The 15,541-nt window shown below is 32.4% G+C and carries 10 protein-coding genes and 1 pseudogene; 6 read left to right on the top strand and 5 right to left on the bottom strand.

Annotated elements, in window-relative coordinates; genetic code table 11:
* A partial coding sequence (locus GQ594_RS05415; RefSeq protein ID WP_160411601.1) for an integrase core domain-containing protein occupies window positions 1-142 on the top strand: 142 nt, incomplete at its 5' end.
* A 296-nt stretch (window positions 143-438) separates the two neighbouring features.
* On the opposite strand, the gene GQ594_RS05410 is transcribed toward GQ594_RS05415, so the two are convergent.
* From GQ594_RS05410 to cmoA, 3 genes and pseudogenes are all read right to left on the bottom strand, one after another.
* Window positions 439-6,483 carry an alpha-2-macroglobulin family protein gene (locus tag GQ594_RS05410; protein ID WP_160411600.1) on the bottom strand — a complete coding sequence of 2,015 codons (6,045 nt, stop codon included), beginning with the start codon at window positions 6,481-6,483 and terminating at the stop codon, window positions 439-441.
* A gap of 180 nt (window positions 6,484-6,663) precedes the next feature.
* Window positions 6,664-7,632: a tRNA 5-methoxyuridine(34)/uridine 5-oxyacetic acid(34) synthase CmoB gene (gene cmoB, locus GQ594_RS05405; protein WP_160399906.1), complete on the bottom strand. Its 969-nt coding sequence runs from the start codon at window positions 7,630-7,632 to the stop codon at window positions 6,664-6,666.
* Between the two features lie 36 nt (window positions 7,633-7,668).
* Window positions 7,669-8,391, bottom strand: a pseudogene (gene cmoA, locus GQ594_RS05400) (carboxy-S-adenosyl-L-methionine synthase CmoA); the annotation flags it as partial.
* Between the two features lie 80 nt (window positions 8,392-8,471).
* On the opposite strand from cmoA, the gene GQ594_RS05395 reads away from it, so the two are divergent.
* Both GQ594_RS05395 and rnd read left to right on the top strand, forming a co-directional pair.
* A complete protein-coding gene (locus GQ594_RS05395; RefSeq protein WP_160411599.1) occupies window positions 8,472-9,617 on the top strand; it encodes a metallophosphoesterase in 1,146 nt (381 codons plus the stop codon).
* A gap of 28 nt (window positions 9,618-9,645) precedes the next feature.
* Window positions 9,646-10,743: a ribonuclease D gene (rnd, locus tag GQ594_RS05390; protein WP_160411598.1), complete on the top strand. Its 1,098-nt coding sequence runs from the start codon at window positions 9,646-9,648 to the stop codon at window positions 10,741-10,743.
* A 76-nt stretch (window positions 10,744-10,819) separates the two neighbouring features.
* Here the strand turns inward: rnd and GQ594_RS05385 are convergent, their stop codons facing one another.
* Complete coding sequence (locus GQ594_RS05385) at window positions 10,820-11,512, bottom strand: 5'-methylthioadenosine/adenosylhomocysteine nucleosidase (RefSeq protein WP_160411597.1); 693 nt, start codon at window positions 11,510-11,512, stop codon at window positions 10,820-10,822.
* Window positions 11,513-11,610: 98 nt separating this feature from the next.
* Here GQ594_RS05385 and GQ594_RS05380 point away from each other — a divergent pair, with 98 nt between their 5' ends.
* Together GQ594_RS05380 and GQ594_RS05375 are read left to right on the top strand one after the other, a co-directional pair.
* Window positions 11,611-12,381 carry an SDR family oxidoreductase gene (locus GQ594_RS05380; protein ID WP_160411596.1) on the top strand — a complete coding sequence of 257 codons (771 nt, stop codon included), beginning with the start codon at window positions 11,611-11,613 and terminating at the stop codon, window positions 12,379-12,381.
* 20 nt (window positions 12,382-12,401) lie between these two features.
* A complete protein-coding gene (locus GQ594_RS05375) occupies window positions 12,402-13,271 on the top strand; it encodes a co-chaperone YbbN (protein WP_160411595.1) in 870 nt (289 codons plus the stop codon).
* 53 nt (window positions 13,272-13,324) lie between these two features.
* Here GQ594_RS05375 and map read toward each other — a convergent pair whose 3' ends face one another.
* Window positions 13,325-14,113: a type I methionyl aminopeptidase gene (map, locus tag GQ594_RS05370; protein WP_160399900.1), complete on the bottom strand. Its 789-nt coding sequence runs from the start codon at window positions 14,111-14,113 to the stop codon at window positions 13,325-13,327.
* A gap of 219 nt (window positions 14,114-14,332) precedes the next feature.
* On the opposite strand from map, the gene rlmC reads away from it, so the two are divergent.
* Complete coding sequence (gene rlmC, locus GQ594_RS05365; protein WP_160411594.1) at window positions 14,333-15,481, top strand: 23S rRNA (uracil(747)-C(5))-methyltransferase RlmC; 1,149 nt, start codon at window positions 14,333-14,335, stop codon at window positions 15,479-15,481.
* Window positions 15,482-15,541 lie beyond the last annotated feature (60 nt).

Raw genomic sequence — 15,541 nt, 5'->3', positions numbered from 1 at the left:
GGATTTATATCTTTTTAATAATCTGGAACAGGTAAGGAGAATAACCGAAGAATGGTTAACGATTTATAACACCGAAAGACCGCATAAGGCATTAAATAACATGACACCGATTGAGTATAAAACACTAAAACAAGCAGCTTAATTTTCTACGTGAGTTGTGTACTAAGCTTGGGGTATTCACAATATCCTAAAGCAAGCGGCGTTGATAATGGGAAGAAAAGCGAGTTAATTATTGCATAATAAGCATCGGTACAGCTTACGTGCATTATGTCGATGTTTAAATATAACCCGAGATAGTTACATAATTATAAGAAAGTAAATTAGCCGTGTCTTTTTTCATCTTTAATAAAAGCATATAAGACCAAAATATATTATTGTTTTTCTTATAAAAAAAACGGGCTATAAGCCCGTTTTAGTAAGTGATTAGCGGTAAAACAACTATTGTTGTGAAATAATACTTATCTTTTGCCCCCCTTTTGATACAGCTTGCACATCACGATCATACATTGCTTCACCAAATGCAGGCGGGATGCTGTAGGTTCCTACATTAGTTGCTTTAATCTGATAGGTGAACTTCTGTATTTTATCATTATGTGTCGAACCATAGATGATAACACGATCTTCACGGACATCCGCATATTCTGGGTACCAAGTGTTTTCATCTGTTTTTATAGCAATTGGCGAAACCCAGCCATGATAACCATCTTCTTCATTGTAATCTTCATCGTCTTCATAGTCTTCACATTCTTCACACTCATCATCATATCCTTGCATATATTCGTCATTGTTATCTTCTTTAGGGGTAATTGCTTGTTGCACAACTTCAAATCCAGCAGGTAGTAAATCGACAATAGCAATGTTAGTCATGCCTTCATTAGCTAGAGCACGAATTTGGACTGTAACATTGATTTTATCGCCGAGTTTGACTTGCTCAACAGGTTTACCATCAAGATCTGTGTACTCACGATATACTTCAAGGCCTCGTTTAATTGGTTCGTTAGGTGGCGTTTTGTCATATCCTTGCTCAGAAAGCATATACCAAGCAGGTAAGTTTGATTTATTAATGATATTTAATTGTTCATCTTGAACACTAAATTTTCCTTTAGCTAAAATTCCATTTAAATTTGCAATGATTTTTTGTTTTTCTGTATCTTTGGATACTGCATTAATTTGAAGAGTATCATTAGATAAATTTAATTTATCGATACTTAATGAATAACTACTTAAAGCCAATATTGTCATTGCTGCTGATTGAGTAGTATATTTTTGTTTATTAAGCATGATAACCATATTTTCTAATGCTTGCGCAGGAATATCTTTTGCTTTTTCAGGAAAATGTTTACTGATTAAATGGATTTTTCCCGCGTTAACAACTAGTGGATCATAATAGTTGTTGGTCCACCAAGCATGGTTGTATGCAGTTTCTAACTGTTGCCAAACTGGTTTGATTAATTTATTTGCTTCTTTATCCATTTTTAGCATTTTATAAGATGAAGCTAAATACATTGCAGTTATATCTTTTTTCCATGAGTCTTCTTTTTGATTAAGATCACGCATGATAGAGGCTAAATAGTTTGTTGTTACTTGGTTTTGCCTTGTTAATAAATAGATAGCATAAGAGCGAACTCTTAAACCATAAGTACTAGTACTACTAGATTCAGCAATTGTTTGTAAATATTTATTAGCATTATCAAGCATTTTTTTAGGGACTTTATAGCCCATTTCTTTTGCTTCAAGCATAAAGTTTACTGCATATAATGTAATAAATGGATTAACATTGTAAGTTGAATACCATAAGCCAATTGCACCTTCACTATTTTGACGAGATTGCAAAACTTGGAATAATTCTGATAACGGAGCTATTCCTTCTTTTGAGGCCAGATCAAATTCCTTATATTTACTAGCGATCAAAATAGGAATTGCGCGACTAACAATCTGTTCAGAGCAGTAGTGAGGGTAATCTTGTAAATAGGTACTTAGTCCTTTACTTAATATAAATGGTGAATAAGACGCAGCTGCTTCACGTTTACTTAAGTTACTATACATGTCTCTAAAATCAGTAAATGTTTGTTTATGGTCTGCCATTCTTCCCATTCTGGTGATTAATCTGTATTCAGTTAATGGTCTTATTGAAAGGCTTATATCACGAGTAATTGTTATATCATTATAGTTGGCGGAAAAGTGAAGATCACCATTGCCAAGTTTATCAGTTGCCTTAAATCTAAATTTTAAAACTCCCGTTTTAGCATTAGCTAATTCAATAGTTTTTTTATTGTCATCAATAATAGATAGATTAGGCGTGGTTGAAACTTTAACATCAATTGGAATAACTTTATCGCCAATGTTTTCAATCAGGTTAGTTACATTGAGTGAAACTTCAAACTCATCATTTGGTGCAGCAAAATATGGGGCATTAGGTTGTAAAACAATATCATTATGTACTGTTGTTGACATTTGTGTATGTCCCATTGTTTTGTCACCAACTGATACTGCCATGATACGAATCTTGCCATTGAAATAATCAGGCACTTTGTATTCAACGGTTTTATCACCATCGACGTCAATAATACCTGACCAATAAGCTACAGGTTCGTCTATTTTTCGTTTAAATGGATTTAAATGATTTGATAACACATCATCATTATCACCATCACCACCTGGAGCCGAGGCTGTTATTAAATGACGAAATTCTGGCAATATAAGATCTAAAATTTGCGATGTTCTTACCGATAGTGCTTTTTTGCGTAAGAAGCTATTTAATGGATCTTTAAGTTTATAATTTGAGACCTGTAAAATCCCTTCGTCTACCGCAAATACAACTGCTTTTTGTGGTGTATTTGTATGTAATGTAATTGGTAGTGTATCTCCTGGTTTTATTAATGATGGTGCTTGCAATACGATTTTATCATTAAATTGTTCATTTGAAATTTTGAAAGGTATAACACCGTAACTAAGTGGACTCATAAAAATTTCATCTGAATTTGGGTCACGAATAAATTGGACATTAATATAACCATTACCGCCAATGTCTTTTGGTAGGGTTATTTTTTGTATTGAGCTTGTTGTATCTGTGTGGAACCACTTCCAAGCATAAACTTTGTCTCGCTCAATGGTAATAATACCACTACCAACATAAGGCGCTGTAATTGAGACTTCTATTTCATCACCCGGGTTATATTGTGCATCTTTAATCTTTAGTGAAAGCTCAGCATTACGGTCTAAATCACGAGTAACATTAGCGGTTCCCACAATTGAGTATTTGCTTTGGTAAAGTAATTCGTCCTTTTTATTTTTGATTTGGATAATATAGTTACCAGGATTTTTACTATCTAATTGATATCTAGTCTTATCTTGATTAATCTTGAACGGTTGTTCTGATAGTAACGACTCCTTACGGCGTGATTCATATTTATAAACCCCCGAAGATTGTTTAACTAATACCGATAGATATTTTTCTTCGATTAAAACAAGTTTTAGATCAGATAATTCTATTTTTTCTAAAGCTGGATTAATAGCTATAAAATCAATATGGCGGACTGAATCTTTATTAATGTATCTTAAATTACCATCCGTTTTTGCACCAACCAAATAATCGTTTGGTGATACAAAGGTGCTTGCTGTCGCAGCAACACTTCGACCGCTATCAGGTTCGAAAACATCGGTTAACATTCTTAGCGTGTAGTTGCCTTCAAAGCTTTGCATGTTGTCATTAAGATTAATTTTTACTATGCCGTTTTCATCTGTCGTTTGTTCATCTAATTCAACTTTAAAACTATTTCTTACCCCGGAAGTATTTTGATAAAAATAGTAGTCTTCATATTTTTTAAAATAAGGAGTTGAAGGTTCAAGAATCAACGTATTTGTTACCCTGCGATTAGCAGCATCAGTACCAAATAAATTTTTGGCTTTAATTTCAGCCTGAATTTCTTCTGGTTTTAACCATCCTTCTTTTATTTCCGGTAATAACTTGAGCGATACGGCGGTTTTATCGGGTTCAAATTCACGAACGGAAACAGAACTTGAACCTAATAGGATTCGTGATTCTTCATCATCATTTTTCAAATATAAATTAATATACCAATCACCAGTAGGGGATTCATAGTTAGTTTTATAGCTAAGTTCATTAAAACCTGATTTATCTAATATAATTGATTTTTTAAGTACCAAATTAGACTTAGGATCGTAAATTTCAGCTTCTATTGTGATTCCTTCTAAAGAATTAGTCCATTTTTGGGCTCTAACTATTGTACCTATATGGAAGGTGTCGCCAGGGCGATAAATACCACGATCTGAAAAGATGTGAGATCGTAACTCCCCACCTTCAAGCGTTTCACGAATACCACCAATATCAAAACGTGATAAATTTAGATTTCTTTCATAACTTTTGATTGGTAAAAATGATAAATCACGTTCTTTTTCAACAACATATAAAAGAGGTTTAATACCTTTATAGTATTCAGACAATGGAGCAAAATGAACGTGACCTTTACTATCTGTTTTTTGGGAAGTAATAGTGATGCCATTCATTCCTAAAACAGAGACTTTTGCTCCACTAATGGGCGCTCCTGAGTTTATTGATTGAATAAATAGATCATTGGATTGATCGAGTGATTTTTTAGCTATAATTCCCAAATCAGTTACAACAATAAAGCGAGAAGCCATAAACTCATATTTAGTATCTTTTTTATCTTTTCCATAAAGTCTTAATAAGAAGACACCTCGATTTTTATTCCCATTTGTGTTAGCTGTTAAGTAACGAGTTAAATCGACATTTGTATATTTAACTTCTTCAGGAGCCCCAGTAAAATCTTTAGTTATGCTATATTTTTCAACAAAATGATCATTATCTAATTCACCAAAATTCATATCATTAAATTCATAGCTTTCATTAAATGCTACTAAATGTTGAAGCTGTGAAGGGATAACGCGATCTATTTCTAACTTCATCTGCTCTATATTGCGCGATACTATAGGTAGTTTTTTATCGCCTGATAAAGATAATAGTGAACCAGAAGCAGCAAAATCAAGATAAGTTGGATAATTAGGTACAGTTAATATTTCTTGATACTGTCCTTTTAGAAAGTAACCTTCTTGAGATGATAAAGGTTGGTTAACTTCAATATATAATTCAGAATTTTGTTCTGTTTTTAATTCAAAACTAATTTGATTCTGATAAGCAAGTTCAGTATCAATTGGTTTCATTGATATCCGAGTTGCTTTTTCGAGTATTTCTGGCGTTACATTGTATTTTGTTTCGTATCTACCAGAAGATCTATTGTAATAGCTTTCACTATAAGAACCATTTTTATTTTCAGGTAATTGCCAAACTTTGATTGCTTTGGATACATCTTCAGATCTTACGGCATGACTTAATGATAACACTAATACCTGCTGTATTTTTTCATTGCTTTTTTCAACCAATGTAAGCTCTGTTCTTGTAACACTTAAATGATATTTATCTGGTACAGTTACACTATTAGTTATATCATAACTCATTGAGTTACCACCTAAAGTTGATCTAACTCCCTTGTTAATTGCTATTTTTAAATAACCTTCTTTATCAAGTAAGGGAATAGGAGCGCTCTTTATATATGCAATTTTGTCATTATCACCATAGGTTATAGTAAAATCGACATGATTTAAGAATTCATCATCGTTTTTTTCGTATGAATTGTCAGATTTTTTCCCTTTTTCATAAAGAGATAAAATAATATTTTTTTCAAAGCTTTGCCTATCAACAGGATGACTAAATTTGATTGTATTTATGACGTTCCTAATATTTATTTCTGTAGGATTGGAATAAAGCTCACCTCGATTTTTGAAATTATATTCGAAATCAGGAGAAATGAAGGAAAAACTTGTACTATTTTTTTCTAGTTCGCTATTTTCAGCCAATAATTTTGACTTATCCAATACAATTGTATATCCAATACCAAGTGGCCACTTTCTCTCTTGTGGTGTGAATTTTATTGTTGAATCATTTGACCATGTCCATTTTCCCTCAATGTTTGGTGAAATACTAATACCTTCTGTTATTTCATCTTTATTGATTGATTCTAGGGGAATTGGTGGGCGTTTAGCACCGGTGAATTGGATATATATTATACCGTCACTTGTACTTGGTGGGACTAATTTAGCTGAATAAATATTTATTACTACAGATGCTGGTTCAATCGGCTTTGGACGGTTTAAATACCAGTGGTAGGCATAATTACCAGAAAAATAAGCAATAAAACTAAAAATAATACTTGCACCAATTAATGTTTTTATTTTGTTTAATGTAAAACCTATTGCATAGTAAAATTTTTTTACATTAGGTAACCAACTCGGTGTTGACCATTTTATATCACCAATAATTGGGCTAAATAACCAAAAAAGTCCTTTTGTTAAAACTAATAGAAAAAGAAGAAAATAGCTGACTATTTCCCAAGCTTTTTGCAAAATATAAAAAGGCAATTGCAAGATTAATTTTAGTAATCCCATTATTTATTTCCTATTCCTAAGATATTAATTTTAAAATTAATTGTATTTTATTTTTTTATACTAATTATTAATAATATAACACGCTACGCAAAAACACCAATTACAAAAAACAAAATGTAGATATTCAAACATATCGGATAACTATTTTAAATTATAGGTATTTATAGTTATCAATTCAGTTTATTTTTTAGCGATAAAAACTGCTCGTACTGGGGCAGGGTAGCCTTCAATGGTTTTACTTAAATCATTTGAATCTAAAAAATCAGCCAGTGAATCAGAAGTCATCCATTCTGTTTTTCTTTGTTCCTTTAAACTTGTTGGTGATATATCGACCATTTTTACGTCCGAAAATCCACATTTGCATAACCAGTTAATCATTGTTGGAACGGATGGAATAAAGTAAACATTACGCATTTGTGCATAACGCTCTCCAGGCATTAATGCTTGATGTAATTCCCCATCAATGACTAACGTTTCGAGAACTAATTGTCCACCGTCAACAAGTTGATCTTTTAATTGATAAAGGTGATCGAGTGGCGATCTTCGATGGTATAATACCCCCATTGAAAATACAGTATCAAAGGCATTAAGTTTTGGTAGTTGTTCAATTCCAAGAGGTAATAAATGAGCTCGCTGATCATTACCTAGCAGTTTGCGAATTGCTTCAAATTGGCATAAATAAAGCGCCATAGGATCGATTCCAACAGCGAGTTTGGCTCCTGCGCCAATCATCCGCCATAAATGGTAACCACTGTTGCAACCAACATCTAAGACGGTTTTCCCTTCTAAATTATCTATATAATTAATTAACCGTTCCCATTTCCAATCTGAGCGCCATTCAGTATTAATATCAATACCATACAAGTGAAAAGGGCCTTTACGCCAAGGCATCATATTTTTTAGTAATTGGGTAATTCTTTGTTGTTCGCCGGCAGAAAGTGGTTCTTGCGCTTTTACTGTTACGCTATGCAATAAATCAATTTGATAAGGCGTAATAGATGGTAAATGCTTAATGCTATTGAGCCATTGATTAAAGCGGTTATCAATATTCTGTTTTTGCCAGTTTGCGAGTTGTGCTGGCAATACTTCAAGCCAGCTACTAAGTTTATTTTTTGCAATAATCTGGTAAAAATCACCAAAATCAATCATTGTATGTTCCTTGTCAATTACGCTTATATCAAACTGTTATTTTATGGCAATAATCGAGCCAAAATTAAAACATTGAAACCAAGTATTAATGTGGGAGAAACCAGCATCAGCAAGCCGTTTTTTATGAGTTTCAATTGTATCTGTAAGCATCACATTTTCTAGCATATTACGCTTTTGGCTGATTTCCAGTTCACTGTAGCCATTAGCTCGTTTAAAATCATGATGCATATTAAATAGCAGTTCATCGATAGTGGAATCATTAAAGCTAAATTTTTCAGATAGTACCAAAATGCCATTTGGTTTTAACGCATTATAGATATTATTTAAAACACGTTGACGATTTTCCGGGGTTAAAAATTGTAAGGTGAAATTGAGTACAACCATTGAAGCATTTTGCATGTTGATATGACAAATATCATCACAAATTACATCTACAGGGGTGTTTGCTTTGTAAGATTCGATGTGTCGTTTACAACGCTCAACCATTGGTAAAGAATTATCAATGGCAATTATTCGACAATTTTCTTGATTGACATTACGACGAATAGAAAGGGTTGCCGCACCTAAAGAGCAACCTAAATCATAGATCATCGAGTTTGGTTGGACAAACCGTTTTGCCAACATTCCGATCATTGAAATAATATTGGAATAACCAGGAACAGAACGTTGAACCATATCCGGAAAAACCTCGGCGACTTTTTCGTCAAAAGTCCAATCCCCTAATTTTTCGATGGGTACGCTGAATAATTGGTCTTTTTTGAGATCCATAAAAGTTAGTGGTACGATAAAAAATAATTCTGTTATTATATCATTTTTTGTATTCAATTGTTCTAATAATTATGGGCTTTATTAATTTTGCTGTTCCTTTTATAGCCATTATTATCTGTATTTTAATGGCTGTGTATTTAGGAAAAAGATGGTTATTTTGGTTTAATTTTCATTTAACAGGTTATTATAAAATCATCTATTGGGTGGTTGTTGTGACCGCAGGATTATCACTCGTACTTTCTAGGGTATTTGACGGTACTTTTAATAAACCATCTCTGGTTTTTAATTCTATTTTTGCAGTAGTGCTGTGTAGTATTTTTACACTATTGATTTTTGATGCAATCTATCTGTTTAGTAAAAGAAAATTAAAACCTAATTTATGGCTTAAAATTGTTTATATAAGCGCTGTTTTGTCACTATTTTATTGGGGACATGTAATGGCAATTAGTCCAAAAAACGTTTATTATCAAGTAAAAATTGACAAACCAGCCCATGTTGAACAATTACGTATTGTGCAGCTTAGCGATATTCATATTAATGAATTAACGTCGACTGAATTTATTCAGCAAATGATTGATAAAGTAAACCAATTAAATGCTGATTTTATTGTCATTACTGGTGATACATTAGATAAACGTTTAGCACCTTTTATTGAACATGGTTTTGATAAGCAATTGCAACAACTAAAGTCAAAATATGGCACTTATGTTATTTTTGGTAACCATGAATATTTAAATACTAGAAAACAAAATAATCGTGAAGAAGATATTATTCATGCTTTTAAACAAGCAAATATGAAAGTTTTGAAGGATGATATTGTCTATCTAGATGATGTGGGAATTACATTAATTGGGCGGGATGATTTTTCTTCTGTACTCTATGATGTGAAAAGAGCAACATTGGACGAGCTGATGATGTTTGCAAATACAAGTGCCCCTATTATTTTACTAGATCACCAACCCAAAGATCTTACTGAACCAGAAAAACTAGGTGTTGATTTAATGATTTCTGGGCATACTCATGCTGGGCAAATATTTCCTATCAACTTTATCGAAAAGTTAATATATAAAAATGCTTATGGTCTATATCAAAATGAAGAGCAACATTTTACTAGTATAGTCAGTAGTGGGTATGGATTTTGGGGACCACCCATTCGCTTAATGACTCGTTCTGAAATTGTGGTGATTGATGTTGTATTTGAAAAGCACACACAATAAATTAACTTATCTGAATAGGAATTTGACTTTGTCTTATCAACTTATTATTAATGATGATCAATTAGCTGATTATTGTTCTAAGATCGAAAATAGTTCGGCGATTGCGTTAGATACTGAATTTATTCGAACTCAAACCTTTTATCCTCATTTAGGGCTGTTACAAATATTTGATGGAGAACATGCGGCATTAATTGACCCCATAGCAATCAATGATTGGAAGGATTTTCTAATCATTTTAAGCAATCCTAAAATTGAAAAATATTTTCACTCGTGTAGCGAAGACATCGAGGTTTTTCTCCATTATTTCGGAATAGTACCCACTCCTATTATAGATAGCCAAATATTGGCTTCGTTTTTAGATAATCCACTTAGTTGTGGTTATGCTAATTTAGTAAAAAAATATTTAGAGATAGAGCTTGATAAAAGCGAAACTCGAACAGATTGGTTAAAACGCCCATTAACTGAAAAACAATGCGAGTATGCCATAAATGATGTGTTATATCTTTTTCCCTTAATAAACATTTTAAAATCACAATTAAGCGCAAACAATTATTTACAAGCAGCTTATCAAGAGTGCCAAATGGCAGTTATGCGTAAATGTGAAGTTATTGACCCCAAAGATGCTTATTTAAATATTAAAAATAATTGGCAACTAAAAGGTAAAAGTTTAGGACGATTATATAAATTAGCTAATTGGCGATACAAGTTGGCTAAAGAACAAGATATTGCTTTGAATTTTGTTATACATGAAGATGCATTATTTAAAGTTGCACGTTATTCACCTACATCATTAGCTGAACTTAATAAGTTAGGCATGAAAGGGAAGGAAATTCGTTTGTATGGACAAACAATTTTAGCTATTTTATCTGAATCAATACCCGACATTCCACCTGTATTTAAGGTGAGTAGTTACCCTAATTATAAGTATATTTCTGATAAATTAAAGGAAGCTGCTAGAAAACTAGCTAAGCAGACTGGACTTAATCCTGATTTATTAATTTCTCGTCGGTTAATTAATCAATATGTAAAATGGCAAACTAATAAAAACGATGATAAGCCTGAAATATTAATAGGCTGGCGAAAAGCTTTATTTGAAAAATATTGTTTTGACATTGATGATGCTTAGTATTTTTATTGAGAGCAATTGCCAATCTTAAATATGATTGGCTTTTTGGGGAATACACATCATTTTAAAATGTAGTTTATGCAAGCTCACTTAGCATTGATTCAACAATAAGTGATGATTGTGCAGCTGCTAATTTTAAAAATGATTCAAAATCAACGGCAGACTCATTATCACCATTATCTGAAATAGCTCGAACGACAACAAAAGGGACTTTAGATAACCAACAAACATGACCAATAGCTGCTGCTTCCATTTCAACAGCGATTGCATCAGGAAAGGTTTGTTTTATTTTTTCCAATGTAGCTTTACCATTGATAAATGCATCGCCGCTACCAATTGATCCTTCAATCGCATTAACACCATGTTTTTTTATACAACTTTGGGCGAGTGATTGATATTTTTGATCTGCCTTAAATGTAACAGGGCAACCCGACATTTGTCCAAGTTTGTAACCAAAAGCCGTTAAATCAACATCATGATAAAAAACATCTTTTGAAACAATAATATCACCAATATTAAGAGTAGCAGATAACCCTCCAGCTGATCCCGTGTTGATAACTGCATCGACTTTATAGTTATTTAATAGTACAGTAGTGCCTGATGCTGCAGCAACTTTACCAATACCCGATTGAAGCAAAACTATGTCACATCCTGAAATTTTTCCAAGATGAAAAACATAACCTAAATGATGTTCAACGTGGTAATGAGTAATTTTACTTTTTAATATGGCTACTTCTTCTTCCATTGCTGCAATAATGGCGATTTTCATAGGATCCTCTTGGCTTATTTGCATAACTTAAATTTAGATGTGATATCATAATTGCTGGAGATAAACTTGACAATATATGAATTAACGGAGCTATAAAATTGCGAACTATTTTTATTACGGGCTGTTCGAGTGGAATAGGTTTAGTGTCGGCCATTGCCTTAAAAAAACGAGGGTATCGCGTTATTGCATCATGTCGCAGACTATCTGATCAAAAAAAACTTATTGAGCAAGGTTTTGAAACAGTTTTGCTTGATTTAGATAATCCCGACTCAGTTGACCAAGCAGCTCAGGAAGTTTTAACCTTAACAAATGGTAAATTAGATGCATTATTTAATAATGCAGGTTTTGGTGTGTATGGGCGATTAAATACTATTAGTCGTGAGCAGTTGGAATCACAATTTTCAACTAATTTCTTTGGGATTCATCAATTAACTCAACTGTTACTTCCTGCGATGCTTGAACAAAATGAAGGACGAATTATTCAAACAAGTTCAATTGTTGGTATTATTGCTACTCCTGGTCGTGGTGCTTATTCTGCAAGTAAGTATGCATTAGAAGCGTGGTCCGATGTACTAAGATTAGAATTAGCTAATACCAATATCAAAGTTAGTCTGATTGAACCAGGACCATTAAAAACGTATTTTTCAAATAATGTTAATCAAACAGAAAAAGAAAATATTGTAAAAAACCCACCTATTGCCAAACGATTTACGTTACCACCAGAAGCCGTGTTACCTTATTTATTTCATGCGCTTGAAAATAAAACCCCTAAAATACGTTACAGGGTAACAAAAATAACTAAAATTGCTGCCATTGCTAAACGTTTGCTTCCAGATAAATTAATGGATAAAATTTTAAAGAATAAATAACCATATACCTAGGACATAATATGCAAAACCAATTTATTTTTGATGTTAATGAACAAAATATTCAAGAGATTATAGAAAGATCCTCTCAATCCCCTGTATTGTTTTATTTTTGGTCTGCAAGAAGTCCAAATTATGAAGCAATGACAAACGTATTGACAAAATTAGCTAATGAACACCATGGTCAATTTATTTTAGCTAGCCTTAATTGTGATGAAGAACAAATGCTAGCAGCTCAATTTGGTTTAAGAGCAATTCCAACTGTTTATCTTTTTCAAAATGGTCAACCTGTTGATGGTTTTCAAGGCCCACAGTCAGAAGAAACGATCAAAGAATTTTTAATAAAGTTTTTACCTAACGAAGATGAACTAAAACTTATTGAGGCAAAAAACTTATTTAATGAAGCAAAATATGAACAAGCATTACCTTTATTAAGACAAGCTTGGAAAGCGCTTACTGATCATCTTGGGAAACCAAGAACAGATATTGCTTTAATGCTAGCAAAATCACAAATAGAACAAAAACAATTAAGTGAAGCTAAAGATGTGCTTGCAACAATTCCTCTACAAGATCAAGATTCCACTTTTCATGGTTTACAAGCTGAAATCGAGTTACTTGAACAAGCAGCAAATTCACCTGAATTGCAATTATTACAAGCTGAACTAGCTAAGCAACCTGATAATGTTGAACTTATGATTCAGTTATCATCTCAATTAATGCAAGTTGGACGTCATGAAGAGGCATTAGAGTTATTATTTAAACCACTTACCCAAGATCTTAATGTAGGCGAAGGGCAGGTGAAAAAAACATTACTTGATTTGCTAGCTGCTCTCGGCACAAGTAATCCATTAGCAAGCTCATATCGCCGTAAACTTTATACTTTATTGTATTAAAGTTTATTAAATGAAGAGATTCAACAATAAGCTATTGTTGAATCTTTTTTTATTTAGTGTTCAATAATACGAGGGAAGTTTTCATTACTACGCAATGTTAAGACTTCAACTCCATTGTCAGTAACTAAAATAGTATGCTCATATTGAGCGGAAAGCCCATGGTCTTTAGTTTTGACTGTCCAACCATCTTTCATAGTGCGAGTACGCCAATCACCTGTATTTATCATTGGTTCAATCGTAAATGTCATCCCTGGTTTTAAAATGACACCGCCATCATCAGCATCATAATGTAAAACTTGAGGCTCATCATGATATACCTTGCCAATACCGTGTCCACAATATTCACGAACAGATGAAAATCCAAATTTATCAACATATTTTTGGATTGTTTTACCAATTTCTTTTAGACGAATACCTGGTTTTATAATTCTGATCGATTCATATAAGCTTTCTTGTGCTACTTGACACAGCTTTTCACCAACAATTGTCGGTTTACCTGCTATGTACATTCTTGATGTATCACCATGATAACCATCTTTAATCACGGTTACATCAATATTAAGGATGTCACCATCTTTTATTTTTTTATCAAAACTTGGAATGCCATGACAAACCACATCATTAATTGAAATACAGCTTGTATGTTGATAACCGCTATAACCAATATTTGCAGGAATCGCTTTTTGAACATTAACGATATATTCATAGCAGATTTTATCCAGTTCTCCAGTACTAATACCTGGCTTAACATAGGGTTCAATCATTTCTAATACTTCAGCAGCAAGCTTTCCTGCTATGCGCATTTTTTCGATTTCTTCGAGGTTTTTTAACTTAATAGACATTAAATTTTTCCTATAATGTTGATGGCAATATCCTATCATACAGCTGTGTTTCGTCAAATCATAACAGATGATTAACTACACATTTTATCTATATTCTTATAATTTTTTTGTAAAAATTTTTCTGAAAAACATGTGTTTTAGTATAAAATTCGAAACTATTTATTATATTAGTTCAATTTTATATATAATATATTTATTATAAAAAAGGCCTTAATCATAATGCAATGTCACTTTTATCAACAAAAAAAATGTTTGTCATGTCAATGGATAAATCACCCTTATCAAACACAATTAGAACAGAAACAAACAACTCTGATTCAGCAACTAAGTAAATTTAATCCTATAGAAGTGAAAAAGCCTTTTGCCAGCAAAGAATCTGCTTTTCGTAATAAAGCCAAAATGGCGGTATTAGGTACGGTTGAAAAACCGATATTAGGTGTTCAGACTGGTAATGAGGTAGTTGATCTTTGTGATTGTCCGCTCTATTCAAATAATATGCAAAACATTCTGAAAATAGTGAGAACTTATATCAGAAAACAAGGCTTAGTACCTTATAATATTAATAAGCGAAAAGGCGAGCTGAAGTTTGTTATTATTACAGAAAGCAGTTGCAATGAGACGAGTAGTTTTATGTTGCGCTTTGTTTTAAGATCACACAAATTTGTCGAGAAAATTAAGCGTTCTTTTCATCAATTGCAAGAAAAAATTCAAAGTCTACAAGTCGTTTCAATTAACATTCAACCTAATCATTCAGCTATTTTAGAAGGAGATGAAGAGATCGAGCTAACTGAGAATTCCTTTTTATCGATAACTTTGAATGAGATTCCATTGTTTATAAAATCTAAAAGTTTCTTTCAAACAAATACCTATGTTGCTAACAATCTTTACAAGACAGCAAGTGACTGGGTCACAAATTTAAATGTGAAATCTATTTGGGATCTATTTTGTGGAGTAGGCGGATTTGGTTTAAGCTGTGTTAGCCATTCTACTAAAAAAAATATTCAACTAACTGGTATTGAAATTAACTCTGATGCAATTGAATGTGCAACCTTATCAGCAGAAAGGCTCGGTTTTAAACAGCTAGTTTTTAAGTCTTTTGATGCAACACAATATGCGATAGCTCAACAAAATGTACCCGATTTAGTTTTATTGAATCCTCCAAGACGAGGGGCGGGAAAGATACTTATACAGTATTTAGAGCAAATGGCTCCTAATTATATTTTATATTCAAGTTGTAACTTATTTTCATTAATTGATGATTTATCATTATTGTCAATTTATCAAATCCAAAAAGTACAGTTATTTGATATGTTTCCACAGACTTCACATATGGAAGTGTTAGTTTTATTACAAAAAAAGTCTAAGTAAGCTAATAATAAAAACAAAAATACTATCTCCTATCTATGAAATAGATATTATTTAAAAGTA

The sequence above is a fragment of the Gilliamella sp. Pra-s52 genome (assembly GCF_009795805.1).
Taxonomy (GTDB): domain Bacteria; phylum Pseudomonadota; class Gammaproteobacteria; order Enterobacterales; family Orbaceae; genus Gilliamella.
The sequence above is the reverse complement of the archived record's forward strand: the minus strand, read 5'-3'. Positions and strand labels throughout refer to the sequence as shown.